Origin of the sequence: Aurantiacibacter sp. MUD11, from assembly GCF_026967575.1 — a bacterium.
In the GTDB taxonomy this organism is placed as follows: Bacteria; Pseudomonadota; Alphaproteobacteria; order Sphingomonadales; family Sphingomonadaceae; genus Alteraurantiacibacter.
The window spans coordinates 1,307,669-1,332,491 of sequence record NZ_CP114054.1; the positions used below are offsets into that span (position 1 = coordinate 1,307,669).

Annotated in this window: 24 protein-coding genes; 15 read left to right on the forward strand and 9 right to left on the reverse strand. The window is 64.8% G+C overall.

The annotated features are described in order from the left end of the window. Nucleotides 1–3: 3 nt before the first annotated feature. The 11 genes from OZN62_RS06555 (at nucleotide 4) to OZN62_RS06605 (ending at nucleotide 10,896) form a co-directional block, all read left to right on the forward strand. Complete coding sequence (locus OZN62_RS06555) at nucleotides 4–1,362, forward strand: MFS transporter (RefSeq protein ID WP_269102017.1); 1,359 nt, start codon at nucleotides 4–6, stop codon at nucleotides 1,360–1,362. A 10-nt stretch (nucleotides 1,363–1,372) separates the two neighbouring features. After that, nucleotides 1,373–2,263, forward strand: coding sequence for an alpha/beta hydrolase (locus tag OZN62_RS06560; protein ID WP_269102018.1), 891 nt, complete (start codon nucleotides 1,373–1,375; stop codon nucleotides 2,261–2,263). After that, nucleotides 2,260–3,852, forward strand: coding sequence for a flavin-containing monooxygenase (locus OZN62_RS06565; RefSeq protein ID WP_269102020.1), 1,593 nt, complete (start codon nucleotides 2,260–2,262; stop codon nucleotides 3,850–3,852). The genes OZN62_RS06560 and OZN62_RS06565 overlap by 4 nt, the downstream gene beginning before the upstream one ends. An 82-nt stretch (nucleotides 3,853–3,934) precedes the next feature. Further along, a complete protein-coding gene (locus tag OZN62_RS06570) occupies nucleotides 3,935–4,468 on the forward strand; it encodes a 2,4'-dihydroxyacetophenone dioxygenase family protein (protein WP_269102021.1) in 534 nt (177 codons plus the stop codon). A gap of 13 nt (nucleotides 4,469–4,481) precedes the next feature. Beyond that, complete coding sequence (locus OZN62_RS06575) at nucleotides 4,482–5,021, forward strand: 2,4'-dihydroxyacetophenone dioxygenase family protein (RefSeq protein WP_269102022.1); 540 nt, start codon at nucleotides 4,482–4,484, stop codon at nucleotides 5,019–5,021. A gap of 13 nt (nucleotides 5,022–5,034) precedes the next feature. After that, on the forward strand, nucleotides 5,035–5,592 hold the full coding sequence (locus OZN62_RS06580) for a 2,4'-dihydroxyacetophenone dioxygenase family protein (protein WP_269102023.1): 558 nt from the start codon (nucleotides 5,035–5,037) through the stop codon (nucleotides 5,590–5,592). After that, complete coding sequence (locus OZN62_RS06585) at nucleotides 5,589–6,443, forward strand: SDR family NAD(P)-dependent oxidoreductase (RefSeq protein WP_269102025.1); 855 nt, start codon at nucleotides 5,589–5,591, stop codon at nucleotides 6,441–6,443. The genes OZN62_RS06580 and OZN62_RS06585 overlap by 4 nt, the downstream gene beginning before the upstream one ends. A 14-nt stretch (nucleotides 6,444–6,457) precedes the next feature. Then, nucleotides 6,458–7,576 carry an NAD(P)-dependent alcohol dehydrogenase gene (locus OZN62_RS06590; RefSeq protein WP_269102026.1) on the forward strand — a complete coding sequence of 373 codons (1,119 nt, stop codon included), beginning with the start codon at nucleotides 6,458–6,460 and terminating at the stop codon, nucleotides 7,574–7,576. A gap of 5 nt (nucleotides 7,577–7,581) precedes the next feature. Then, nucleotides 7,582–8,472 carry an MBL fold metallo-hydrolase gene (locus OZN62_RS06595; RefSeq protein ID WP_269102030.1) on the forward strand — a complete coding sequence of 297 codons (891 nt, stop codon included), beginning with the start codon at nucleotides 7,582–7,584 and terminating at the stop codon, nucleotides 8,470–8,472. Nucleotides 8,473–8,476: 4 nt separating this feature from the next. Beyond that, entirely contained in the window at nucleotides 8,477–9,478 is a 1,002-nt protein-coding gene (locus tag OZN62_RS06600) for an alcohol dehydrogenase catalytic domain-containing protein (RefSeq protein WP_269102031.1), read from the forward strand. Nucleotides 9,479–9,531: 53 nt separating this feature from the next. Next, a complete protein-coding gene (locus tag OZN62_RS06605) occupies nucleotides 9,532–10,896 on the forward strand; it encodes an MATE family efflux transporter (RefSeq protein ID WP_269102032.1) in 1,365 nt (454 codons plus the stop codon). A gap of 4 nt (nucleotides 10,897–10,900) precedes the next feature. Here the strand turns inward: OZN62_RS06605 and OZN62_RS06610 are convergent, their stop codons facing one another. The 3 genes from OZN62_RS06610 to OZN62_RS06620 form a co-directional block, all read right to left on the reverse strand. Next, nucleotides 10,901–11,695 (reverse strand): response regulator, encoded by a 795-nt coding sequence (locus OZN62_RS06610; protein WP_269102033.1) that lies wholly within the window; start codon nucleotides 11,693–11,695, stop codon nucleotides 10,901–10,903. 334 nt (nucleotides 11,696–12,029) lie between these two features. Beyond that, nucleotides 12,030–12,467: a response regulator gene (locus OZN62_RS06615; protein WP_269102034.1), complete on the reverse strand. Its 438-nt coding sequence runs from the start codon at nucleotides 12,465–12,467 to the stop codon at nucleotides 12,030–12,032. An 85-nt stretch (nucleotides 12,468–12,552) separates the two neighbouring features. Beyond that, a complete protein-coding gene (locus tag OZN62_RS06620; protein WP_269102035.1) occupies nucleotides 12,553–13,707 on the reverse strand; it encodes an N-acetyltransferase in 1,155 nt (384 codons plus the stop codon). A gap of 136 nt (nucleotides 13,708–13,843) precedes the next feature. Between OZN62_RS06620 and OZN62_RS06625 the strand changes: the two genes are divergently transcribed. Then, a complete protein-coding gene (locus OZN62_RS06625; protein WP_442864398.1) occupies nucleotides 13,844–14,938 on the forward strand; it encodes a fatty acid desaturase family protein in 1,095 nt (364 codons plus the stop codon). Nucleotides 14,939–15,019: 81 nt separating this feature from the next. Here the strand turns inward: OZN62_RS06625 and OZN62_RS06630 are convergent, their stop codons facing one another. The 6 genes from OZN62_RS06630 to OZN62_RS06655 form a co-directional block, all read right to left on the reverse strand. Then, a complete protein-coding gene (locus OZN62_RS06630) occupies nucleotides 15,020–15,238 on the reverse strand; it encodes a hypothetical protein (protein ID WP_269102037.1) in 219 nt (72 codons plus the stop codon). 111 nt (nucleotides 15,239–15,349) lie between these two features. Further along, nucleotides 15,350–16,447 carry an LPS export ABC transporter permease LptG gene (gene lptG, locus OZN62_RS06635; RefSeq protein WP_269102038.1) on the reverse strand — a complete coding sequence of 366 codons (1,098 nt, stop codon included), beginning with the start codon at nucleotides 16,445–16,447 and terminating at the stop codon, nucleotides 15,350–15,352. Next, entirely contained in the window at nucleotides 16,437–17,714 is a 1,278-nt protein-coding gene (locus tag OZN62_RS06640) for an LptF/LptG family permease (protein WP_269102039.1), read from the reverse strand. Before OZN62_RS06640 ends, lptG begins: the two co-directional genes overlap by 11 nt. A gap of 107 nt (nucleotides 17,715–17,821) precedes the next feature. After that, nucleotides 17,822–18,214 (reverse strand): ATP-dependent Clp protease adapter ClpS, encoded by a 393-nt coding sequence (clpS, locus tag OZN62_RS06645; RefSeq protein ID WP_269102040.1) that lies wholly within the window; start codon nucleotides 18,212–18,214, stop codon nucleotides 17,822–17,824. Nucleotides 18,215–18,419: 205 nt separating this feature from the next. Beyond that, entirely contained in the window at nucleotides 18,420–19,148 is a 729-nt protein-coding gene (locus OZN62_RS06650) for a phasin family protein (protein ID WP_269102041.1), read from the reverse strand. A 153-nt stretch (nucleotides 19,149–19,301) separates the two neighbouring features. Further along, nucleotides 19,302–21,164: a PHA/PHB synthase family protein gene (locus OZN62_RS06655; RefSeq protein WP_269102042.1), complete on the reverse strand. Its 1,863-nt coding sequence runs from the start codon at nucleotides 21,162–21,164 to the stop codon at nucleotides 19,302–19,304. Between the two features lie 143 nt (nucleotides 21,165–21,307). On the opposite strand from OZN62_RS06655, the gene OZN62_RS06660 reads away from it, so the two are divergent. The 3 genes from OZN62_RS06660 (at nucleotide 21,308) to OZN62_RS06670 (ending at nucleotide 24,822) form a co-directional block, all read left to right on the forward strand. Next, nucleotides 21,308–22,507, forward strand: a complete 1,200-nt coding sequence (locus tag OZN62_RS06660) for an LL-diaminopimelate aminotransferase (protein WP_269102120.1) — start codon at nucleotides 21,308–21,310, stop codon at nucleotides 22,505–22,507. Nucleotides 22,508–22,623: 116 nt separating this feature from the next. Continuing rightward, a complete protein-coding gene (locus OZN62_RS06665; protein ID WP_269102043.1) occupies nucleotides 22,624–23,352 on the forward strand; it encodes a winged helix-turn-helix domain-containing protein in 729 nt (242 codons plus the stop codon). A 72-nt stretch (nucleotides 23,353–23,424) separates the two neighbouring features. Beyond that, on the forward strand, nucleotides 23,425–24,822 hold the full coding sequence (locus OZN62_RS06670; RefSeq protein ID WP_269102045.1) for an MFS transporter: 1,398 nt from the start codon (nucleotides 23,425–23,427) through the stop codon (nucleotides 24,820–24,822). Nucleotide 24,823: the final 1 nt, after the last annotated feature.

The following is a 24,823-nucleotide window of genomic DNA, read 5'->3' on the forward strand; positions in this document are numbered from 1 at the left end:
TCAATGGCGACTGCACCAGCACAAGGCGAGACCACGGGCGAGACCCCGCAGGGCAACTGGGTCACCAATTCGCGCGGATACCAGTTCATGCTGGTCATCCTGCTCAGCCTGAACTTCGGGATCGTGTTCTTCGACCGGCAGGCGCTGAACGTGCTGATGCCCTATGTGCAGCCCGAACTGGGGCTGTCGGGCACGCAGATCGGCCTGCTGGCGGGCGGCCTGTCCTTCAGCTGGGCGATCGCGGCCTTCTTCGTCGGGCGCCTGTCCGACACCCTGGGTAAGCGCAAGATCCTGCTGATCATCGCCACCATCGCCTTCTCGCTGTGTTCGTTCATCTCGGGCCTGGCGACCAGCTTCCTGTTCCTTTTCGCGGCCCGCCTGCTGATGGGCGCTGCCGAAGGCGGCGTGATGCCGATCAGCCATGCCATGGTGGCGAGCGAGGTGAACCCCGAACGCCGCGGCCTGGCGCAGGGCGTGGCACAGAACCTCGGCTCCAACCTGCTCGGCAGCTTCGCCGCGCCGGTGGTGCTGGTGTCGTGGTTCGTCGTGGACCTTGGCTATAGCTGGCGCGAGGCATTCTACCTCGCTGCCGTTCCCGGCCTGCTGTCCGCAGCCATGATCTGGTTCATGCTGAAGGAACCGAAGCCCGCCCCGCGCGAGGAGAAGCCGAAGCTGAGCGCCGGTGAAGCCGTCAGCGCCTATTTCGACGAGGTCAAGCGCGCCATGAAGGTGCGCAACATGTGGATCAGCGTGGTCGTTGGCATCCTGATGGTCGCGCACTTCGTGATCACCTGGGCCTTCATGCCGGTGTTCCTGGTGCAGGAACGCGGGATGGACGACACCTCGATGGCCTGGCTGGTCGGTTCGCTGGGTATCGCCGCGGCGATCTACAGCTTCGCCGTTTCCGGCCTGTCCGACCGCATCGGTCGCAAGCCGGTGATGGTGTTCCTGCCGTTCCTGTCACTGGTCGGCCCGCTGGGCGTGCTGCTGCTCGACCCGGCGAACTTCGCCGATGGCGGCATGTTCGGACTGTCGGGCTATGCCACCGTGCTTATCCCGATCTTCTTCATCGGCTGGATGGTCAACGGCACCTTCCCGATCTTCATGGCCACCATCCCCTCGGAAAGCTTCAAGCCGATCCACCATGCCACCGTGCTCGGCTTGGCCATGGGCTTCTGCGAAGTGCTGGGCGGCGTGTTCGGCCCGCCGATCGCCGGCGCGCTTAACGATCTCTTCGGGCAGGATACCTTCCTTTACGTGCTGATGGTGCTGGCCGTCGTCAGCGGCTTCGTCGCCATGGGCCTGCAGGAAACTGCCCCCGCCGCGCTGCGCAAGAAGGGCCTGACCTTCGAACCGGCCTGAAGAGGCGACTATGTCCGATCCCGTACTCGAGCAGCTGATTACGGGCCTGCGTGAAGGCGGGCCGGACCTCGCCGCCGACCCGCAGACGCTGCGCCCGGAATACGAAGCGCTGTTCGCCACCATGCCGGTGGCGGAAGACCTCGCCTTCGCGGAGACCGAGCTGGGCGGCGTCCCCGCGCTGCGCGTCGCCGCGCCGGGCGTGGCCGACGACAAGGTGCTGCTCTACCTGCACGGCGGCGGCTACGTCGTCGGCACGGCCAACGGCTATCGCGGGCTGGCCGGGGAACTCGGGCGCGCATCGGGCATGACCGCTGTCGTGCTCGATTACCGGCTGGCCCCGGAACATCGCTTCCCCGCTGCCGTGGACGATGCCGTTGCCGCCTACCGCGCGCTGGTGGCGGGCGGCACGTCGCCAGCGAACATCGTGCTCGCCGGGGACTCGGCGGGCGGCGGGCTGGCGCTGGCCACCCTGCTCAAGCTGCGCGATGCGGGCGAGGCCATGCCCGCCGCCGCGCTGCTGATCTCGCCATGGGCGGACCTGACCGGCAAGGCCGGATCGATCGACGCCAAGGCCGCCGAAGACCCCTCGCTCACCAAGGAAGGCCTGCTGGCCTGCGCTGCGCATTACCTGGGGGATGCCGACCCGGCGGACCCGCTGGCCTCGCCAGCGCTGACCAACCTCTATGGCTTGCCGCCCCTGCTGGTGCAGGTCGGCTCCGTCGAGATCCTGCTCGACGACTCCTTGGCCATCGCCAACAGCGCCGGGCCGCGAGGAACGATGGTGCGGCTGGAGGTGCATCCCGGCCTGCCGCACGTCTTCCACGCTTTCCACTTCATGCTGCCGCAGGCGAAGGCTGCGCTGGATGAGGCCGGGGCCTTCCTCGCCAGTCACGCGAAATGACCGGCCCGACGCGCCTCGATGCCCTTGTGGTCGGCGCGGGGTTCTCCGGGCTCTACATGCTGCACAAGCTGCGGCAGGAGGGGTTCTCCGCGCAGGTGGTGGAGAAAGGCTCCGGCGTCGGCGGCACCTGGTTCTGGAACCGCTATCCCGGTGCGCGCTGCGACATACCCAGTCTCGAATACTCCTACGGCTTCGATCCGCAGCTGGAGCAGGAATGGGAGTGGACCGAACGCTACGCCGCCCAAGGCGAGATACTCCGTTACCTGGAGCATGTCGCCGACCGCTATGACCTGCGCGGCGATATCCTGCTGAACACGCTGGTCACCTCGGCCAGGTGGGACGAAGCGAGCAGCCGCTGGAGCGTGCAGACTGACGGTGGCGACAGCTTCGATGTGCAGTTCCTGATCCTCGCAACGGGCGCACTGTCCGAACCGAAGATGCCCGACCTGCCGGGGCTGGAGAACTTCGAGGGGGAGGTGCTGTTCACCGCCAAGTGGGACGACAGCGTCGACCTGAAAGGCAAGAACGTCTGCCATTTCGGCACCGGCTCCTCGGGCATCCAGGCGGTTGCCGCGATGAGCGAATACGTCGGGCACCTCACCGTGTTCCAGCGCACGCCCAGCTATGCCGTACCGGCCAACAACCGTCCGCTCGAACCTGGCGAGCAGGAGGCGATGAAGGCGCATTACCAGGAGATGCGGCAGGCCGCGCGCAACTCGCCGCTGGGGTTCGCCAATCCGCCCCGCCCCGGCAAGGCCAAGGAATTTGCCCCGGATGCCCGCGAGCAGCGGCTGGAGGAAGCGTGGAACGCCGGCACCACCGGCCTGCTCAATGCCTTCGAGGACTTGCTGTTCGACGAGGAATCGAACGAATACGCTGCCGCCTTCGCGCGCGAAAAGATCGCCGAGACGGTGCAGGACCCGGACAAGGTCCGCAAGCTGACGCCCAGCTATCCGCTCGGCTCGCGCCGCATGTGCGCCGAGATCGGCTTCTACGACGCGCTCAACAAGGATCACGTCGACCTGGTCGACGTGCGCGAGGAGCCGGTAGTCGAGATCACCGCGAGCGAGGTGGTGACCAACAAGGGGCGGTATCCGGCGGACGCCATCACGCTAGCAACCGGTTTCGACGCCTGTGTCGGCGCGATCAAGGCGATCGACATCACCGGGCGCGATGGCCGCGAGATCGCCAAGGAATGGGACATGGGGCCGCGCGCCTACCTCGGCCTGGCCATCGAGGGCTTTCCCAACATGTTCACCGTCACCGGGCCGGGCAGCCCCTCGGTGCTGTCCAACGTGGTCGTCTCCATCGAGCAGCACGTCGAATGGATCGCGCGCTGCATGGGCGACATGCGCGAGCGCGGCCAGCAGGTGATCGAGGCGACCCGCGAGGCGGAAGCCGCATGGATGCAGCATGCCGACGAGGTAGCGCAGCAGACGCTCTTTCCCCGTGCCGACAGCTGGTACCAGGGGCGCACGGCGGACGGACGACAGGTGTTCATGCCCTTTGTCGGCGGGGTGGGCGCCTACCGCGCCAAATGCGACGAAGTGGCCGCGCAAGGATACGAAGGTTTTGCGCTCTCGCCTTGAAACGAAGCCCGTCGCAACATAACGCTCGTTAGGATAAGATTACAAAGGCGCGAGTCTCGCAAAGGGACCGCAGGAGAGAGAAATGCCAGAAGCACCCACCACGGAACCCTGGGCAGGCACGCCGCCGGTACCCGAAAGCCTGCGCCCCGGCGCCAAGCCCGAAGCCTACATGGCCAAGATCGCCGAGGGCGACGAACGCTACTGGGTGCCGATCGTGGAGGATGTCTATTCCAAGCCGGTATGGATCAGCCCCAGCCTGAACATGTGGGCCGACGTGTTGATGGCCAAGAAGGCCTGCATCGTGAACCGGCACTACCATCCCAAGCCGATCTGGGCTTATACCATCAGCGGCAAGTGGGCTTACCTGGAGCATGAATGGACCGCCACGGCGGGCGACTTCATCTTCGAGGCTCCGGGCGAAAGCCACACGCTGGTCGCCTATGAGCACCCCGACCCGATGAAGGTATTCTTCGTCGTGTCCGGCCCGCTAATGTGGCTGGACGAGCAAGGTAACACCGTCGGCCATTTCGACGTCTTCGACTACATGGCGATGGCCCGCGAACACTACGACAAGGTCGGCATCGGCGCCGACTATGTCGACACACTGATCCGATAGAGGAGAGAAATCCATGGCAAGTCAGATGAAAGCACCGCCTAGCGACAAGGCGGAAATCGTCGAAGTTCCGTTCAACTACCGCGACCTGGTCGAAAAGCGCAGCCCCGGTGGCCGCTACATCGATGCGCAGTCCGACGTGGACAGCCCGTGGGTGCCCTTCGGCCCCAACGCGGCAATCAAGCACCTCGCCTTCGACGTGCGCCGCAACCTGTTTTCCAACATCCTCTGGATGAAGGGACCGGGCGTGATCGGCACGCACATGCACCGCGGCACCATCACCATGGTCTGCCTCGAAGGCTCCGTCCGCTACCTGGAGTATGACTGGGTGGCATCGCCCGGCGGCCTGATCCTCGAAGTGCCCGGCGAAAGCCACACGCTCGTCACCGAGCATCCGGAGGGCTGCAAGCTGTTCGGCTGGATGGAGGGCCCGATCGAGTTCTACGACGAGAACGCCAACCTGATCGAGACGGCCGACGTGTGGTGGATGATGAACCACTACGAGGAATACTGCCGCGAGCAGGGCATCGAGATCAACGAAAAGCTCTACGTCTAGGGAGGCCTGAAGCATGGCCACGCAGGAAAAGCCCAAGCTGGGCGCCAAGACCGCCGCCGAAGCCGGAGCGTTCAAGATCGTCAACGTGCCAGAAGCCTACAAGCACGTGATCGACGAATACGTGTGCGAAGGCACCTATGTCTCGACCTCGGAAGAGGAGAGCCCGTGGGTGCCCTTCGGCGACAATGCGGCAATCCGTCACCTTGCCTTCGACGTGCGCAACAACGTCTATGCGAACGTGCTGTGGATCAAGGAAAAGGGCGTGATCGGCACGCACAAGCACCGCGGCATGGTGTGGGCGATCGGTCTGGAAGGCAGCTTCCGCTACCTCGAATACGACTGGGTCTGCCGTCCGGGCGATTTCATCACCGAATTCCCCGGCCACGCGCACACCCTCGTCACCGACGAGCCCAACGGCATGAAGGCCTTCTTCTGGATGCAGGGCGCCAACGAGTTCTACGACGATGAGGGCAACCACGTCGAAACGCTCGATGTGTGGTGGTTCATCAACCACTACGAGAGCTACTGCAAGGAGAAGGGCATCCCGATCAACCGGCAGCTCTATCTGTGAGCGGGGAGCCGAAGACCCTCGACCAGTTCGACATCACCGGCCGCTCCGCGCTCGTCACGGGCGCGGCGAGCGGTATCGGCCTCGCCTATGCCGAGGTGATGGCCGAAGCTGGGGCCAAGGTGACGCTGACCGACATCGATGCCGAGGGCGTGGCGCTTGCGGCAGACCGGTTGACGCATGAAGGCTACGACGTGCGCTGGGACGCCTGCGACGTGTCCGACCTCGAAGCGGTCGCCCGCGCCTTCGACCACCACGTAGAGGCCTACGGCGGCTGCGACATCGCCTTCGCCAATGCCGGTCTCGACGTCGGTGACGGCTTCTGGAGCCCGGAGGACAAGCGCAACCCGGCTGGCCAGATCGATGTCTATTCCAAGGAGAAATGGGACAAGTCGATCGGCATCAACCTGACCGGCGTGTTCCACACGGTGCGGGAAGCCGCGCGGGTGATGAAAGCCAATACGCATCGGCGTGGCGGCAGTATCGTCATCACCAGCTCCAACGCGGCAGAGGTAAACGAGGCCATCGTCGGCGTCCCGTACATGGCCGCGAAGGCAGGCGTGAAGCACTTCATGCGCCATGCCGCCTACGAACTGGCCGCCTACGGCATCCGCGTGAACGCCATCGCGCCCGGCCCCTTCGTCACCAACATCGGTGATGGCTGGGTGAAAAAGAACCCGGCGGCCAAGGAAGCGTGGGACAAGCTGGTGCCGGTGGGCCGCATGGCAGAGACCTACCAGATCAAGCCGCTCGCCCTGCTGCTCGCCAGCGACGCGGGCAGCTACATGACCGGCAGCCACGTGATGATCGACGGCGGGATGCAGCTTGGCCCGATCAAGCCGCTCGACGACTAAGGAAGAGGACACCCATGACCACGCCAGCACGCGCCGCCATCTGCCGCGGCAACAAGGAGCCGTTCTCCATCGAGGACGTGGAACTCGACGAGCTGCGCCCCGACGAACTGCTGGTGCGCGTGGTAGCCTGCGGCGTCTGTCACACCGACATGGCCGTGCGCGACGAACAACTGCCGGTGCCGCACCCGGTGGTGCTGGGGCATGAAGGCGCCGGCATTGTCGAGGCGGTAGGCAGCGAGGTCACCGTCGCCAAGCCGGGCGACCGGGTGGTGATGAGCTTCAACTCCTGTGGCTCCTGCCCGTCGTGCGAAATCGACGCGCCCACCTACTGCTACAATTTCTTCCCGCACAACTGGTCCGGCACGCGCGCCGACGGCTCTCCCGTCATGTTCAAGGACGGCGCGCCGATGAACGCCAACTTCTTCGGTCAGTCCAGCTTCGCCACCCATGCCATCGCGCATGAAGCGAATACCGTGAAAGTGCCCGACAGCGCGGCGAACATTCCGCTGGAGCAGATCGCCCCCATCGGCTGCGGCCTGATGACCGGCGCCGGCGCGGTCCTGCGCTCCATGGACGTGCGCAAGGGCATGCCGATCGCCGTGTTCGGCACCGGCACGGTCGGCATGGCCGCGATCATGGCGGCAAAGATTGTCGGGGCGAACCCGATCATCGCGGTCGACATCAACGACGAACGCCTTGCCCTTGCGAAAGAGCTGGGAGCGACGCACACGATCAACGCGCGCGGCAAGGTGGTCGAGCAGATCCAGGAACTGGTGCCGCAGGGCCTTGGTTATGCCTTCGACACCACGGGCATCAACACGGTGATCCAGGATGCGTGGAGCCTGCTGGCGCCCAAGGGCATCTGCGGCATCGTGGGTGCTTCCCCGCCAGAGGACATGCTGACGTTCAACGAAACCGCCTTCATGGGCGGTGGCCGCACGGTGAAGGGCATCCTGGGCGGCGACAGCGATGTCGGGCCGTTCCTGTGCGAACTGCTCGACTATCACGTGAAGGGGCAATTCCCGTTCGAGAAGCTGATCGGCTATTTCGATTTCGACCAGATCAACGAGGCCATCCACGCCAGCGAGGATGGCTCCGTCGTGAAGCCGGTCCTGCGGATTTCGGCGGAGTAGGCGCAATGCTCCGCTGGCTCCTCGCTCTCGTCCTGGCCCTCACCGCCGCTCCGGCGCTGGCCGAGCATCACGAGGAGCCGCCGCTGTCGGTACAGGTCCTGCGCACCAGCGCGGGATCGCTGCACGTCAATTCGGCGCTGATCATGGGGCGCGAGGATGCGGTGCTGGTCGATCCGCCCTTCACCCTTGCCGACGCCCACCGCGTGGCAGCCATGGTGCTCGATAGCGGGCGCAACCTGACGCATATCTTCGTCACCCACGATCACCCGGACCATTTCTTCGCCATGGAAGTGCTGGCGGAGGCCTTCCCCGATGCCGAGATCGTCGCGCACGAGACGGTAGTGGCCGACATCTGGCGCTCGCTGCCGTTCAAGGTCGTGCGCTGGAGCCCGATGCTGGGCGACAACGGCCCGGCCTATCCCTCTGCGCCGCATGCGCTAACCAGCGATGTAATCATGCTGGAGGGGCACGAACTGCGCGTGCTCGGCCCGATGCAGGGCGACCATGTCCACTCCACTGCGCTGTGGGTGCCCGAAATCCGCGCCCTGCTGCCGGGCGATCTCGTGTTCAACGAGGTGCACCTGTGGCTGGGCGAGCATGACGAGGCGCGAGTAGCGGCCTGGGCTGGCGCGATCGAAGAACTCGCCGCGCTGGAACCCGAAATCGTCGTCGCCGGCCATGCGCGACCCGGCCTGCCCGACGATGCCAGCGGGCTGGCCTTCACCGCCGATTATCTGGAAGCCTGGCCCAACCTGGTCGCCAATGCCGCGGACTCCGACGACTTGCAGGCGCTGGTGCGCGCCGCCTTCCCCACCACCATTGACGTGCTCGACGACTTCATTCTCGTGAATTCGACCGAAGTCGCGATGGGTGAACAACCGATCTGGACCGAGTAGAACCATGAAAGCCGTTACCTTCCAGGGCCTCCACACCCCCCTCGCCTTCGAGGAAATTCCCGATCCCAAGCCCGGTGCGGGCGAACTGGTGGTGAAGGTGGGCCGCTGCGGCATCTGCGGCAGCGACCTGCACATGACCGAGGACGCCGCCTATGGCTGCAAGCACGGCGACGTGCTGGGTCACGAATTCGCCGGCGAGGTCGTCGAACTCGGCAAGGGCACGCAGGGCCACAAGGTGGGCGACCTCGTTTCGGTCATCCCGCTGAAGAGCTGCGGCGAGTGCGAGCATTGCCGCAAGGGTGCGGTGCAATGGTGCAGCAACTTCGGCCTGCAGGGCGGCGGCTATGCCGAATATGCCGTCACCCGTCCGAACCAGTGCGTGGCCCTGCCCAGCAACCTCAGCCTGGCCGATGGCGCGATCATCGAACCGTTGGCGGTGGCGCTGCACGGCGTGAACCTCTCCGGCATGAAGACCGGCGACAAGGTGCTGGTCCTCGGCGCGGGCCCGATCGGGCTGGCGGTGGCCTTCTGGGCACGCCGCTATGGCGCCTCGAGGGTGGCGGTGCAGGACATTGCCGACTGGCAGGAAGAGCGCGCACTGGACATGGGCGCCGATGTCTTCGTGGTCGATCCCGAAGACCCGATCGGCAGCGCCGAACGCGGCCTGGGCGGCAAGGCCGACATCGTCTTCGAATGCGTTGGCGTTCCCGGCCTGATCGACCAGGCCGTCAGCCAGGTGCGCAACGCCGGCACGATCCTGCTGCTGGGCCTGTGCACCAAGCCGGATACGCTGCACACCTTCCCGATGCTGTCGAAAGAGGTGAGACTGATAACCAGCGCCTTCTTCACCCGGCAGGAATACGAGGCCGCGCTCGCCGCGCTGGAACAGGGGGCCGCAGAACCGCGCGAACTGGTGACCGACACCATCTCGCTGACCGATACGCCGGACGTGTTCGAAAGCCTCAAGCGCCGGACGAAGCAGTGCAAGGTGTTGATCGCCCCCTGACCGGCCCCTAGGGCTAGCTTGTGCCTTCGCGGCCGCAGACCGATTGGGGGCACATGGCCAAATCACCCGACAATCCACGAGCGAAGCTGGTCACCGGCTCCATTGCCGGACACTTGGTGCGCCAGACCACGCCGGCCATTGTCGGGGTAGCGGCGATCATGTCGGTCGGCATCATCGACGCCTATTTCATCGGCCAGCTGGGCGGCGGCGAACTGGCTGCCATCAGTTTCATCTTCCCGGTCATCACCGCGCTGCAGAGCCTGGGCGTGGGCCTCATGGCGGGGATCAATTCGGTGGTCAGCCGGGCCCTTGGCGAAGGCGACCACGACCGCGCCCTGGCCCGCGCCAACCTGGGCCTGATGCTGGGGGCGACGGCCGGCGTGGTGGTCGGCCTGCTGCTCTATGCACTGCGCCAGCCGATGTTCCAGCTGATGCAGGCCGATGCCGAGGTGCTGCCGCTGATCGATGCCTACATGCAGCCCTTCGCGCTCGGCTTCCCGCTGATGATGATGATGATGGGCGTCAACGGAGTGCTGCGCGGCCAGGGCGCCGCGAAAAGCAACACCGCCGTACTGGTCATCTACTCGGCGGCGAACTGGGTGCTCGATCCCCTGCTGATTACCGGGGCGTTTGGCTTTGCAGGGTTCGGTATTTCCGGCGCGGCCTATGCCACCATCGGTGGCTGGACCGTGGGCATCATCGCCGCCTTCTGGCTGCTGGAGCGGCATGACCTGCCTTTCCGCCCCGGATCGGTGCGCAACTGCCGCATCGGCGAGCAGTTGCGTGCGCTCACCCGGGTCGCCGGGCCGGCGGCCTTCACCAATTCTATCAATCCCACCGGCCTTGCCATCCTCACCTCGCTGCTGGCGGTCGAGGGATCCGCGGCCGTGGCGGGCTTCGGCGTGGGCGGCCGGTTGCAGAGCTTTGCCGTGGTGCCGCTGCTGGCCCTGTCAGGCTCGATCGGGGCCATCGTCGGGCAGAACTGGGGCGCGCGGCAATATGACAGGTCGCGCCGGGCGCTGCTGCAGGCCTGGCTGTTCTGCATCGGCTACGGCCTTGCCGCAGCGGTGATCCTGTTCCTGGCACGGGGGTGGTTCGCCGAACTGTTCAGCGACGAGCAGGAAGTGACCGCCGCAGCGGTGGAATATCTTGCCATCTCGGTCTGGGGCTATGCCGGCTACGGGGTGCTGATCGTCGTCAACGGCGCCCTGAACGCGATAGACCGCGCCAGCAATGCCCTCGCCCTGTCGCTCACCCGCGTGCTGCTGGTGATGGTGCCGATCGCCTGGCTCGCGCGCGCGGCGCTCGGCACGCAGGCGGTCTACCTGGCGGAACTGCTAGCCAACCTGCTGGGCGGCCTCGCCGCCGCAGCAATCGCCTGGTGGGTCCTATGGAAGCGTCCCGGGGACGCGTGCTGACCGCTCAGTCGAGCGGCTGGCTCGACCCGAAGAACAGCGCCTGGCTGATCGCCGCGCGCACCGTGTCTTCCTGGAACGGCTTGGTGATCAGGTAGGTCGGCTCCGGCCGGTCGCCCGTCAGCAGGCGTTCGGGATAGGCGGTGATGAAGATCACCGGCATGGAATCGATGGCGAGGATATCGTCCACCGCGTCGAGACCCGAGGAACCGTCAGCCAGCTGGATATCTGCCAGCACCAGGCCCGGGGTCTTCTCCGCCACCACTTCCTGCGCCTGCGTGCGCGTGGCAGCGGTGCCGCAGATGTCATGGCCCAGCGAACGGACGAGGTCTTCCAGCTGCATCGAGATGAGCGGCTCATCCTCGATGATCAGCACGCTGGTGGTGGTTTCGCGCTCGATCTCGGCAACAGCCTCGCGCACCAGTTCATCGACATCGTCTTCGGTGATACCCATGATCGAGGCGGCTTCAGCGGACGTGAAATCCTCCACCGTGGTCAGCAGCAGCGCCTGCCGGTTTGCCGGCGTGATGCGATTCAGCTTGGCGCGCGCGGCGACTTCGTGCGCAGAGCCCTCGGCGGGACCATCCTCCACCTCCATATAGGCGCTCGACCAGACCTTGTTGAAGGCGCGGTACAGCGGCACGCGGCCACCCCGCAGGCTTTCGGCAAGCTCCTCATCGGCGAGCGCGGCTTCCAGCGTGGCCTGGACAAATGCATCGCCAGTTGCCTGCGAGCCTGTCAGCGCGCGGGCGTAGCGGCGGAGAAACGGAAGATGTGCAGCAACTTCGGCACCAATCGACATAGATACCCTTCCCGGTCAATTCGTTGCACATGAACGCGCCGAAACCGGATGGGTTCCACGCCATGAAGAAACTTGGCTGGCAACCTGCATCGATGACGACGGAACAGCCAACAAGCCGCCTGGCCGGAGATTCCGAAAAATTTTGAAACCGGCGGGAACCCCCCTTGCGAATGGACATTTAGGGTATGTCACCGCCGAGACCCCCCCTCCCGTCCAAGCGGCTGGTGATACGATCCCGAAAGGCCTCCGCTCAAGCAGAGCGGAGGCCTTTTTTCTTGCCCGGCTCACAGGCGGCGCGCACGGCGCCACCCCCAGACCTGAAGTTGCGGGGAAATCAGCGCAGCAGGCGGGCGAACAGGCCGCGCTTGCGGCCCGAGGCGAGGACTTCGACCAGCCGTTCGGGATCGTAGGGCTTTTCGAAGATCGGCCCGAGTTCGGCGATCTGGGCGGGAATGTCGCCGGGAGAGCCGGTGGAGAAGGCGATGCGCGGTCGCTTCGGGCCCAGCAGGGTCACCAGCTCGGCCAGCGCCCAGCCGTCGTCGCGGTCGGCCAGGTGCACGTCGATCACGATGGCATCGAGCTTTTCGCGCTTGTCGAGCTCGGCCATGGTGGCCTTCATCGTCTGGCAGATGACCACCTCGTCGGCGCCACCGCGTAGCAGGGCATCTTCCAGCGCCAGGGCCAGCACGGTATCGTCTTCCACCAGCAGCACACGACCCAGCGAAGCTGGCCGGACCGCCTTTTCCACGTTTGCCGGTTTGGACGCGCTCATTGGACTCCCACGTGACGCGAGAACCGCGCCCAGGCCTATAACGTCCGTGATTCCCCGCCAGTTCCCCGTGCGGCGAAGAAGACCGTCAGAGCTGCTTTTCGTAGATCCGGTATTCGCGGTTGACCTTGGATTCGATGGCATCCGCAATGGCCACCATCCCCTGGTTATCCTCCAGGATCCAGCCCACTTCGGCTCGCTTCGCTCCGTGTTCGCCAACTGCATAGCGACGAATATACTCGATCATCATGAAGGCCAGCTGGCTGGCAATGCGGGTATTCTGGTATTTCTTCACGACGCCCATCAGCGGCACGCGGAAATTCGGGCTCTGCGGATTGCGCAGCCACCACAGCAGCTTCGCCCAGTTGAAGGGGAACAGCTTGCCCTTCATGTCGATCAGCTTGGTGTTGATATCGGGCCAGCTGATCATGAAGGCGGCCGGCTCCCCGTCGATCTCGGCGATCATGTTCGCGCCTTCGAGGATGATCGGCTTCAGCTTCTTGGCGCCATAGGCCTTCTCGGTCTCGGTAAAGGGCACGAAGCCCCAGTTCTTCGACCACGCCTCGTTCAGGATGCCGAGGATGATCTGCGCCTCGTCCTCGAAGCGCGACTTGTCCACCCTTCGCACGGTGATGTTCTTGCTGCGCTCACCCAGCTTGACGATGCGGTTGACGATTTCGGGGAAGCCGTTCTCCACTTCCAGGTCGTAGGTGTAGAGCTTCTTGGCGACCGCATAGCCCTGCGCTTCGATCCAGCCCTGATAGTGCGGCTTGTGATGACCCATCATGATCATCGGCGGGTGGTCGTGGCCCTGCACCAGCAGGCCCGGCTCTTCCCAGATCGACAGGCTGATCGGTGCGAGCACGCGGGTCATGCCCTGTTCGCGCAGCCAATCCTCGGCGCGGGCGATCAGCGCCGCGTTCACTTCCTCGTCCTCGGCTTCCAGCAGACCCCAGTTGCCGGTGCCCGGCCCCATGCCCTGTTCCGGCGGCTGCTCCAGCGCCAGTTCGTCGTAGTGGGCCGAGATCCGGCCCACGACCTTGTCGCCGCGCCGGGCGAGGAACAGCTGCACCTTGGCGTGTTCGTGGAACGGGTTCTTGCCGGGGGTCAGCAGTTCGCGCATGTCGGCACGCAGGGGCGGCACCCAGTTGGGATCGTCCGCGTTCAGGCGATAGGCCAGTTCAATGAACGCATCGAGGTCTCCCTTGCCCGATACGGGGGTAATAACTATCTGCTCGCTCACCTGGCTGGCCTTTCATTCATTGAGCGTTCGCTCTTGATATGCATCAAGGCCATGTCAAGCGCCCACATCCATGGCGGATAGTGGACGAACGGGCGCATCGCATAACTGGACAATTTGCACTATAGAGCACGCCATGATGGACGCGACGAGCAAGATTGCTGACGAGAAGGGCGGCACCGGCAAGGTGCAACGCCGCCGTATCCACGCGCAGATTCCGGACGACAAGGCGATGATGCGCGCCGCGGCAGAACTGACGCGCGACATCAACACGGCGCGGGCGGACATTTACTGGCCGGACATGATCGGTTCCGCGCTGGTCGGCTATGCCGGCCTCGCCGGCGCGATCCTGTTCGACAATCTCGCGCTGGCGCTGGCGAGCGCGGTGATCTCGGTCTTCGCGCTCTATCGCGCGCTGCTGTTCATCCACGAAATCACTCACCTGCACCGCGATGCGCTGCCCGGCTTCCGCACCGCGTGGAACCTGCTGGTCGGCATTCCCATGCTCACCCCCAGCCTGATGTACGAAAGCGTGCACACGCTGCACCATGCGCGCACCAAGTATGGCACCATCGAAGATCCGGAATACATGCCGCTGGCGCTGATGAAGCCGTGGAGCCTGCCGGCCTTCGTGCTGATCGCCGCACTGGCCCCGATCGCGCTGATCGTGCGCTGGGGCGTGCTGGCCCCGCTCGGCCTGGTGATCCCGCCGCTGCGTCGCTTCGCCTGGGAGCGGTTTTCCTCGCTCTCCATCAATCCCTCGTTCCGCCGCCGTCCCTGCGACGCGCGCGAGCGGAACTGGTTTCTGTTCCAGCAGGTCGGCGCCAGCGTTTGGGCGATCTTCCTGATGACCACGCCGTTCTGGCTCGGCTGGCGTCCGCTGCTGATCGCCGCCGCCATCACCGCGACGGTGGCGGTGTTCAACCAGCTGCGCACGCTGGTGGCGCACCTGTGGGAGAACGATGGCGAGGCGATGACCGTCACTGCGCAGTACCTCGACAGCGTCAACGTGCCGAGCTTCGTCGCCGGCATCTGGGCCCCCGTGGGCCTACGCTACCACGCGCTGCATCACCTGATGCCCTCGATGCCCTATCATTCGCTGCACGAGGCGCATCGCCGCATTCGCGAGCACCTGGGCGAGGATTCGACCTTCAACGAGGCAAGCCATGGCGGGATGATCCCGCTGGTGGCCCGCATTGCCCGCTCGACCATGGGCAGCCGCCCGCAGGACTGACCTGCCGCGCGCAAAGGAAAAGGGCCTCCGCCGCGTGGCGAAGGCCCCTTCCTGATTCCGCTGTGTAGTTCTGGCCGGGTATTATTCCGCCGCAGCCTCGGCACCTTCGTCGCTCTCCATGGCGTCTTCGCCAGCGTCAGCCGCCGGGGTCGCCGGGACGACGGGAGTCTGCGGCAGGTTCACCTCGACCTCTTCCTCGCCTTCGGCGACGGTTGCCTCTTCCGCCGGTTCGCCTTCGGCGCAGGCGGACAAGCCCACCAGTGCAGTCGCCGAAACAATGGCCAGGACAGTCTTCTTCATCGGTCACCCTCCTTTGCTGGACCTCACCCATGAAAACGGGCGCGTAGGAGCGCTGTCTCCGAAAGGCGGCGAAAATGTGGCAAACTGCTTTTAGATAAAGCGTTTAAGTGATCATTCTTCCGTGCGGATCAGCACGGTCTCGCCCACCAGCAGGAACAGGAAGAACGGCGCCCAGGCCGCCAGCAGTGGCGGGTAGCCACCGAAACTGCCCATCGCGAGGGCAGAGTTGTCGACCACGAAATAGGCAAAGCCCAAGGCCATGCCGATCACCGCGCGGATGAACAGGTTGCCCGACCGAGCGAGGCCGAAACCCGCTACCGCGCCCAGCAGCGGCATCAGCACGGCCGACAGCGGCCCGGAAATCTTGTGCCACCACTTGGCCTCCAGCTCGGCCGTGCGTCGTCCGGCGCCTTGCAGGGCATCGATGCTGTCAGACAGCCGCGACAGCGGCTCCGCATCGGGATCGACCCGGCGCAGCTCGACCTGGCCAAGTTCCACGCCCTCGGCGACGATGATCTCGTCGATCTCGCGCGTGCTGGCCGTCGCGACATTGAAGCTGGAGGCATTCTCCAGTCGCCAGCCGGGCCCGGCGAAAGTGGCGCGGTCAGCGGTAATCTGCCGCACGATCATCCCGGCCTCGTCTCGCTCGTAGAAGGCGACGTCGGTCAGCACGCTGTTTTCGCCCATGCCCGAAAGCGTCGCGCCCATCAGCACATCGTTGTCATCGTTGAAGTAGACATTGGCCCGGGTCTCCCGATCTTCGGGGACCGCGGCGTATTCGACATCCTCCCAGGCCTTCAGGGTGGCCGTCGCGCGGGTCACGATGCGTTCGTTGAAGGCGAAGGATATGGCCGCCACCACCATCCCGATCATCAGCAGGGGAGCAAGGATCTGGTGCGCCGAAAGGCCCGCGGCCTTCATCGCGATGACCTCGGAATTCTGGTTCAACCCGGCCAGCGTGATGATAGTGGCCAGCAGGACCGAATAGGGCAGGAAGCGGGCAATCAGTTGCGGCACTCGCAAGGAGGCATAGAGCCACAATTCCGCATCGCCATTGCCCTCCACCGCCAGGATGTCGCCGGTCTTGCCCAGCAGGTCCAGCATCATCAGCACCAGCACCAGCATCGCCAGCACGGCGAAGATGCGCACGGCGAACATCTTCGCAAGGTAGATCGTCAGCGTGCGCGAAGGGAAGAAATCAAGCAGCACCGGTCGCCCCCTCCTGCCGCATCAATTCCTCTTCCTGCTGCTGGTGCGGGTCTTCCTCCGGCACCAGTCCGCGCAGCTTCTCGCGGCCGACCAGCTTCTTCAGGCGGCGCGACAGCTTGGCATAGAAGCTCTCGAGGAAGCCGATGGCCTGACCGCCCGGCACGAAGGCGACCTGATAGTACATCCAGGCGATGATCGAGAACAGCACGGCGAACGGTCCCCACAGGGCCAGGAAGGGATCGATCCGGCCGATATCGGCGACCTCGGACCCGTACTGGTTGATCTTGTGATAGGCGACCACGATGACGATCGAGAGGAAGATGCCCAGCGCCGATGTCGAGCGCTTGGGCGGGATCGCCAGTGCCACCGCCAGCAGCGGAAGCATGAACATCATCACCACTTCGACCATGCGATAGTTGAAGGCCGCCTGGCTGCCGGCGCGCTCTTCGGCCGTGCTTTGCGGGCTCCAGCCGATTTCGAGCAGTTCGGGCAGGATGTATTCGCGCTCGTCTTCACCGCGTTCGCGGAACTGTTCGATCGCCGGCAGATCGATCGGCAGGTCGTGCTGGCTGAAGCTGAGCACACGCGGCGTGCCCTCGACAACGTCATGCACGATGACCCCGTCCTCCAGCCGCAGGATGATGGTGTTGCGATCCTCGCGATTGGCCAGGAAACGGCCTTCGCGCGCTGAGATGGAGAGCACCTGCCCCTCCTCATCGGCGACGCGGGCGAAGATGCCCATCAGGCGGCGACCATCGTCCTCGCTCGCCTCGATGCGCAGGGCCATGCGGTCTTCCAGCGTGTTGAACTCGCCCACCTTGATGGAGGCGCCCAGCGCGCCGGAGCGCAGCTCGAACTCCATCTCCTCGTAAGCGAAGCGCGCCTGCGGCTGGATGAAGCCGACGATGGCGAAGTTCACCGCCACCAGCACCAATGTGATGAGGTAGGGCACGCGCAGCAGCCGGGTGTAGGACAGGCCGACCGCACGCATCACGTCGAGCTCGGACGAGATCGCCAGCTTGCGGAAGGCGAACAGCACGCCCAGCATCAGGCCCAGCGGGATCGCCAGTCCGGCATATTCGGGAATGAGGTTCAGCAGCATCTCGAAGACGACGCCCATCGGCCCGCCCTCGATGCTGACGAATTCGAACAGCCGCAGCATCTTCTCCAGCAGGAGCAGGCTGGCCGCCAGCAGGAAAATCCCGATCATCGGCACCAGCACGAGCCGGAAGATGTAGCGGTCTGTAGCGGTGATAAAGCGGGACACGTGCCGTCTGACGCTGCAAAGGATGCCTGGGTTCCCCCGCGCCTTAGCGGCAAATCACGCGGCGGTCATGTCCTGATTGCCCCTTGGCGAGGCGAAAGTGGCCCGGTTCAGGCCTTTTCCAGCGTACATTGCAGCGGGTGCTGGTTCTCGCGAGCGAAGTCCATCACCTGATTCACCTTGGTCTCGGCGACCTCGTAGGGGAAGATCCCGCACACGCCGACCCCGCGCTGGTGAACATGCAGCATCACCCGGGTCGCTTCTTCCAGGTCCATGCGGAAGAAGCGCTTGAGCACCATCACCACGAATTCCATCGGGGTGTAATCGTCGTTGAGCATCAGCACCTTGTACTGGCTCGGCTTCTTGGGCTTGGCGCGGGTCTTGGTGGCGATGCCGACCTGCGCATCGCCTTCGCCCTCGCCCACGCCGGCATCATCGCCATCGTCGCCGGCAGCGGTAACGCTCCAGCCATGGGGATCGCTGATGTGGTCGGGCCTGGTCATGATGCGGGCCGAATATCGTATCGAATGCGCAGGCTGCAAGAGCGTGATTGCAGTTTTGCGGTTAGCGGGCAGGGTTAAGCGGGAAAGCGTGGCTGCCGGACATCCGGCAGCCAAAAGAATAGGGCCGGGCAGCTGACGCTGCCCGGCCCATTACCTGATCGCCAAAGGGAGAGGAGGAGATTGGCGATCGGGAAGAAGTAAGTCGTTAGCCGACCTTCGAGAGCTTCTCGGCAGCGACGTTCACGCGGCCCGAGATCGGGGCCATCACGTCGTTGGCCAGCTTCATCGAAGCATCGGTGGTCTTCGAGGAGGCAGCGACCATCGCGTCGAAGTTGCGACGCAGGATCTTGCCCTGCAGCTGGAACAGCTCGGTCGGGCTCTTCACGCCGGCCATTTCCTTCAGGTCGGCAGTGGCGGTTTCGTAGGCGCTCTTGGCTTCGTCGGCGAAGCTCTGGCCCATGCCCTGCACGCCTTCGGCCCACACCTTGCCGCTTTCAACGACGGCTTCGACGTTGCCCTTGGCGAACTCGGTCGCCTCGGTCATCGCCTCGGTGCTCTTTTCGTAAGCGGCCTGAGCGCGGGTCTGCATTTCGTTGACTGCGCTCGACATGGTGTCGGCAAACGCGGTCGTATAGTCGACAGTCTTGGTAGCCATGATCTTTTCCTTGAGTTGGGTAACGGTTGTCTGGGGGGTGCCCGTCTTCGCCGCCTTCACCGGCTTGCGAACGGGAGCTTTCTTCGTCGGCTTCTTGGCGGCCGGCTTCTTCGCCAGGGTCTTCTTGGCAGCCGGCTTCTTGGCCGGCGCCTTCTTCGCAGCAGCAGGCTTGGACGCAGCCTTCTTTACCGGCGCCTTCTTGGCAGCCGGAGCAGGCTTGGCTTCCGCCGCAGCGGCATAGGCCTTTTCGGCTTTCTCGTCGGTCTTGGACGTCGCCATGTTACCTCGCTTGCACGTCTTGCTTTCCGGATCGGGATTCATTCCCGACCTTTATTGCGATGCACAAAATATGATTGTGCAGGTGCGAAGTCAAGGAAAATGTTGCAGTGCACAAAACCCTGAAAGTGCAGGATTCGTGCGCTAAACCGCGCTTTAGCGCATCATTACGTAACGGCCCGGCGCATCTTCGACGGCGGGATTGGCCTTGGTGCCCGGCTTGCGCACGCCGGTGGCCTTCACCTTCTCGCCATCCTGCGATTCGAGCCACACCAGCCAGTCCGGCCACCAGCTTCCCGGGTGCTCGGTGGCGCCGGCGATGAATTCCTCCAGCGTCGCGAAGTCGCCTTCGTTGGTCCAGTACTGGTACTTGTTCGCCTCGGGCGGATTCACCACCCCGGCGATGTGCCCGCTGCCCGCCAGCACGAAGCGGTTCTCGCCGGAGAAATGCTCCAGCGCCTTGAACACGCTATCGGGCGGCGCGATGTGGTCTTCCCGGCCAGCCTGGATATAGCAGGGCGTCTCCACCCGGCGCAGGTCGATCTCGGTGCCATCGGCGCCCAGCGCATCGGGCACCACCATCAGGTTTTCCTTGTACAGGTCGCGCAGGTAGGCCGCGTGCCACTTGGCCGGCAGGTTGGTGACGTCGCCGTTCCAGTACAAGAGATCGAACGCCGGATAGTCCTCGCCCAGCAGGTAGTGGTTGACCACGTAGTTCCAGATCAGGTCCGACCCGCGCAGCATGTTGAAGGTGGCGGCGAGATAGCGCCCGTCGAGATAGCCGCCCTTGCTGGCTTGCCGGATGAACTCCAGCTTCCCGTCGTCGACGAACAGCTTGAGATCGCCCGCATGTGCGAAATCGACCTGCGCGGTGAAGAAGGTGGCGCTCTTGACCTTGTCCGCCTGACCGCGCCGCGCCAGCACCGCCAGCGTGCCCGCCAAGGTGGTGCCCGCCACGCAGTAACCGATGGTGTGCACGCTGGGCACCTTCAGCCGCTCGCGCACCACGTCGATCGCTTCCATCTGCGCGCGGAAATAGTCGTCCCAGTCGATGTGCGTCAGGCTCTCGTCGACCGAGCGCCAGCTGACGAGGCAGACGGTGATACCCTGGTCCACCGCCCAGCGCACGAAGCTCTTCTTCGCGTTCAGGTCGAGGATGTAGAAGCGGTTGATCCACGGCGGGAAGATCAGCAGCGGCGTCTTCATCACCGTTTCGGTGGTGGGTGAATACTGGATCAGCTGGAACAGCTCGGTCTCGTAGATCACCTTGCCCGGCGTGGTGGCGATGTTCTCGCCCAGCTTGAACTTGCTGGTATCGGTATGGGTCAGCTGGCCGCGCTCGAGGTCGGAAGTCAATCGCTCCAGCCCGCGCACCAGGTTCTCGCCCTTGGTTTCCATCGTGCGTTCCAGCACGACCGGATTCATCATCGGGTAGTTGGCCGGACTCATCGCATCGAGCACGTTCTGTGTCGCAAAGCGCAGGTTGGCGCGGTCCTCGTCGGACAGCCCCTCGGCCTTGTCGATGCTCTCCGCCAGCCGTTCCGCGAACAGCAGGTAAGTCTGATGGATCAGCGCGAACACCGGCTGGTCGCGCCACTTGGGATCGGCAAAGCGACGGTCCTTCCGCGGCAGCTGCGCGTCCTCGCCATCGGGCTTCTGCGCATACTGGGCCAGCAGCTCTTGCCACAGCGCCATCCCGTCGGACCACAATTGCTGCTGCGCCTGCGGATCCAGCAGCGGCATGGCGGCGGTCCACTTCTGCATCGCTTCCATCCAGCTGGCGGGGCTGGTCAGCAGCGGCGCGGGGCGTTCTTCCTCGGGCAGGCAGAATTGCAGCCAGGTGCGCTGGAATTCCATCATCGCCTTGCCCATTTCATCGACGGCCGTCTCGTCAGGCACGCGATCGGCAGCCTGCGGGGCAAAGGTCTGCATCATCTGGCGCGCGGCCTCGCCCTGGATGCGCAGCATTTCGGTAAAGATGTCGGCAGCCTCGTCGCCGCTCTTCGGGTCGTTTGCCATGTCGTGACCGTTATAGGGCCAATTGCGACAAATGGGAGGCATTGTCGCCGAACAAGTTCTGCTGCGTTGCGCTCGTGCCCCCTTTCAGCCAGATAGGCGCGTGCAACAGCCCAATTTCGGGAAAACGCAAGAGTAAGGAAATGATGGACACCCAATTCTACCGCATCAAGCGCCTGCCGCCCTATGTCATCGCCGAAGTGAATGCGATGCGTGCGGCCGCGCGAGCGGAGGGCCGCGACATCATCGACCTTGGCATGGGCAATCCCGACCAGCCGCCGCCGAAGCACGTGATCGACAAGCTGTGCGAGGTGGCGCAGAAGCCCGACGCGCATGGCTATTCGCAGTCCAAGGGCATCCCCGGATTGCGCAAGGCGCAGGCAAATTACTACCAGCGCCGCTTCGGAGTCGAACTCGACCCCGAAAGCGAAGTGGTGGTGACCCTGGGCTCGAAGGAAGGCCTCGCCAGCCTCGCCACCGCGATCACCGCGCCGGGCGACACCATCCTGGCCCCCAATCCCAGCTACCCGATCCACACCTTCGGCTTCATCATCGCCGGGGCCTCTATCCGTTCGGTGCCGACGACGCCGGACGACAAGTACTGGCAGGCGCTGGAGCAGGCGATGAACTTCACCGTGCCGCGCCCGACGGTACTGGTGGTGAACTTCCCGTCGAACCCGACCGCCGAGGTCGTCGACCTCGAATTCTACGCCAAGCTCGTCGACTGGGCGAAGTTCCACAAGGTCTGGGTCCTCTCCGACCTCGCCTATTCGGAGCTTTACTACGACGGCAAGCCGACGCCATCGATCCTGCAGGTACCGGGCGCGAAGGACGTGGCGGTAGAATTCACCAGCCTGTCCAAGACCTATGGCATGGCCGGCTGGCGCATGGGCTTTGCCGTGGGCAACCAGACGCTGATCTCGGCCATGACGCGGGTAAAGAGCTATATCGATTATGGCGCCTTCACGCCGATCCAGGCCGCCGCCTGCGCCGCGCTCAACGGCCCGCAGGACTATGTCGAGAAAAACCGGCAGATGTATCACAAGCGCCGCGACGTGATGGTCGAGGCCTTTGGCCGCGCCGGCTGGGAAATCCCGCCGCCGCCCGCCAGCATGTTCGCCTGGGCCCCGCTGCCCCCGGCGCTGAAGGAAATGGGCAGCCTGGAATTCTCCAAGCAGTTGCTTACCCATGCCGAAGTCGCCGTGGCGCCGGGCGTGGGATACGGCGAGGATGGCGAAGGCTATGTGCGCATCGCCATGGTCGAGAACGAGCAGCGGCTGCGGCAGGCGGCGCGCAACGTGAAGCGCTACCTACAGGACATGGGCGTAAACACTTCCGGCGGCTGACGCCCGGCTTGCCGGTTACCGCCATTCCGCCAGCCCCCCGTGTCCATTACGCAATTGCAGGAACGGCGCTTTGCTGCTGCCTTGCCGGGCGGGTCTGAGTCGTTGGGGAGCGCAGCTTGGGGTTTTTCGGCTGGATTGCGGGCGATGACGAGCCTCCCGAGCGCTGGGACCTTCGCCGTCGCGGCTGGGAGCTGTGCTGCGGGATCGACGGCTGCCGCGCCGAATGCCGCCATGTGCTGATTTGCGATACCCGCCGGCTTTCACCTGCGGGACGGTTGCGGCTGGCCGAAGCCGACAGGCCGGCATGGCGACTGATCATGCTGGGAGTGGAGCAACCGCACGAGCGCGCCAGCCTGCTCTCGCTCGGCTGCGCGGAGGCGCTCTCCGCCGAGACCGGGCTGCAGGAACTGCACGCCCGCACGCAACGCATCACCGACATGTTCGGCATGTTGCCACGCTGGCGCGACCTCGGCGCCTTGACGCTGGACCTGTTCCACCGCGATGCCCGCCGGGGCAGCCGCTGGCTGGGCCTGCACCCGCGCGAATTCGGACTGCTCTGGCGGCTGGCGGACGCGCCCGGCGAAAGGGTGACGCGCAAGCAATTGCTGAGCGACGTCTGGCGGCTGAGCCACGATCCGGAGACCAACAGCGTCGAAGTGCACGTCTCGCGCCTGCGTTCCAAGCTCGCCGGAGCAGGCTGTAGCGACCTGATCCAGACCGTGCCCGAAGGCGGTTACCGGCTGGCCGACAGCCGTCCGGAACTGCTCGCTCACCGTTTGCCGCAGGCCGATGCACTGGACACCTGCCTGCGCGAACTGGGCTGGGCCGACGCGGTCGCCAACTAAAGGGCTGGCGCGCTCGCGCGATGGCGTTTAGTCTCCGCCGGACAAAATCAACGGGCGAGAGGTTTTCTGTCGATGGCCAGTACGGCTGGACGCACGCTGGACGTGTCCGCATTCCTGCAGGGGCGCGGATTCAACCGCTATCATCTCTACCTGCTGCTGCTGTGCAGCTTCGTCACCTTCTTCGACGGGCAGGACTTCACCGCGCTACCCTATGCCCTGCCCTACATTCGCGACGAATGGGGCATCGACGACATTACCACCGGCTATGTCACCTCGGCGGCCTTCCTCGGGCAGATGATCGGCTCGCTGTTCGGGGCCTACCTCGGCGACGTGTTCGGCCGCCGCCCGGTGATCATCGCCTGCACCATCGGCAGCGCGGTGCTGACCACGCTGGTGGGATTCGCCACCAGCCCGGACATGCTGATCGCGCTGCGCTTCATCTCCGGCCTTGCCATCGGCGGCCTGCTGGCCCCGGTCTGGGCGCTCAGCATCGAATCCATGCCCAAGTCGATGCGCTCGACCTCGGTTACCATCATCATGCTGGGGTTCAGTTTCGGCGCGTCCTCCGCCGCGCCAATCGCCAACTGGACCGCGCCGGTGCTGGGCTGGCAGGGCATCTTCTGGGTCTGCGGCGCGATGACCGGCGTCTTCGCCCTGCTGCTGCTGTTCACCCTGCCCGAAAGCTCGCGCTGGATGGTGGCCAAGAACAAGTCGCCCGAACGCATCTCCAAGGCCCTCGCCCGCTTCGACCGGGACGCTGACCTGTCCGTCTATGACGGCTTCACCCTGCCCGACGAGCGCAAGACCGCCGGCACGGACAACCCGGTGAAGAATTTTCGCGAGCTGTTCGTCGGCACGCTGCTGATCGTTACCCCACTGATCTGGGGTGCCTACTTCTTCTCCAGCATCGCGATCTACCTGAAGAATGCCTACGGCGTGATCTTCATGGAGAACCTGGGCATCACCCGCGAGAACGCGGCGTGGCTATCGGCCGCCAGCGGCATGGTCGGCGCAATCGGCGGCGTGGTGCTGCTGGCGCTGACCGAGAAGCGCGGCCCCGGCTGGATTGCCCTCGCCCCGCTGATCGGCATCCCCATCGTCCTGCTGGTCGGGTTCGGCTACGTCGTCGGGGGCACCGAGCTGGCTGCCGTCCTGCTGATCGGCGCCATCTTCGTCGGCTCCGGCCACGCGGCGGTGATCTCCATAACCAGTGTCTATTACCCTAGCGCGGTGCGCAGCTTCGGCGGCGGCTGGGCCAGCTTCATGGCGAAATTCGGCGCGGTGGCAGCACCGATGATCGGTTCCTCCGCCGGCTTCCTGCAGGGCGCGAAGGGCGCGCGCGAAGGCTATGTCTTCACCGCTTTCTGCCTCGCCGGCATCGTCGTGTGCATTACCTTGCTGGCTCATTTCGCCAAGCGCCTGCCGCAAAACCAGCCGAGTGCTGCCGCCGCTGCGCAACCTGCCGAATAGG

Coding starts and splice junctions, on each gene's coding strand:
- OZN62_RS06630 (WP_269102037.1), bottom strand. CDS start 15,238: ATGAAGAAGACTGTCCTGGCCATTGTTTCGGCGACTGCACTGGTGGGC.
- OZN62_RS06590 (WP_269102026.1), top strand. CDS start 6,458: ATGACCACGCCAGCACGCGCCGCCATCTGCCGCGGCAACAAGGAGCCG.
- OZN62_RS06660 (WP_269102120.1), top strand. CDS start 21,308: ATGGACACCCAATTCTACCGCATCAAGCGCCTGCCGCCCTATGTCATC.
- OZN62_RS06625 (WP_442864398.1), top strand. CDS start 13,844: ATGGACGCGACGAGCAAGATTGCTGACGAGAAGGGCGGCACCGGCAAG.
- OZN62_RS06615 (WP_269102034.1), bottom strand. CDS start 12,467: ATGAGCGCGTCCAAACCGGCAAACGTGGAAAAGGCGGTCCGGCCAGCT.
- OZN62_RS06605 (WP_269102032.1), top strand. CDS start 9,532: ATGGCCAAATCACCCGACAATCCACGAGCGAAGCTGGTCACCGGCTCC.
- OZN62_RS06655 (WP_269102042.1), bottom strand. CDS start 21,164: ATGGCAAACGACCCGAAGAGCGGCGACGAGGCTGCCGACATCTTTACC.
- OZN62_RS06595 (WP_269102030.1), top strand. CDS start 7,582: ATGCTCCGCTGGCTCCTCGCTCTCGTCCTGGCCCTCACCGCCGCTCCG.
- clpS (WP_269102040.1), bottom strand. CDS start 18,214: ATGACCAGGCCCGACCACATCAGCGATCCCCATGGCTGGAGCGTTACC.
- OZN62_RS06565 (WP_269102020.1), top strand. CDS start 2,260: ATGACCGGCCCGACGCGCCTCGATGCCCTTGTGGTCGGCGCGGGGTTC.
- OZN62_RS06575 (WP_269102022.1), top strand. CDS start 4,482: ATGGCAAGTCAGATGAAAGCACCGCCTAGCGACAAGGCGGAAATCGTC.
- OZN62_RS06610 (WP_269102033.1), bottom strand. CDS start 11,695: ATGTCGATTGGTGCCGAAGTTGCTGCACATCTTCCGTTTCTCCGCCGC.
- OZN62_RS06560 (WP_269102018.1), top strand. CDS start 1,373: ATGTCCGATCCCGTACTCGAGCAGCTGATTACGGGCCTGCGTGAAGGC.
- OZN62_RS06570 (WP_269102021.1), top strand. CDS start 3,935: ATGCCAGAAGCACCCACCACGGAACCCTGGGCAGGCACGCCGCCGGTA.
- OZN62_RS06600 (WP_269102031.1), top strand. CDS start 8,477: ATGAAAGCCGTTACCTTCCAGGGCCTCCACACCCCCCTCGCCTTCGAG.
- OZN62_RS06670 (WP_269102045.1), top strand. CDS start 23,425: ATGGCCAGTACGGCTGGACGCACGCTGGACGTGTCCGCATTCCTGCAG.
- OZN62_RS06555 (WP_269102017.1), top strand. CDS start 4: ATGGCGACTGCACCAGCACAAGGCGAGACCACGGGCGAGACCCCGCAG.
- OZN62_RS06650 (WP_269102041.1), bottom strand. CDS start 19,148: ATGGCGACGTCCAAGACCGACGAGAAAGCCGAAAAGGCCTATGCCGCT.
- OZN62_RS06580 (WP_269102023.1), top strand. CDS start 5,035: ATGGCCACGCAGGAAAAGCCCAAGCTGGGCGCCAAGACCGCCGCCGAA.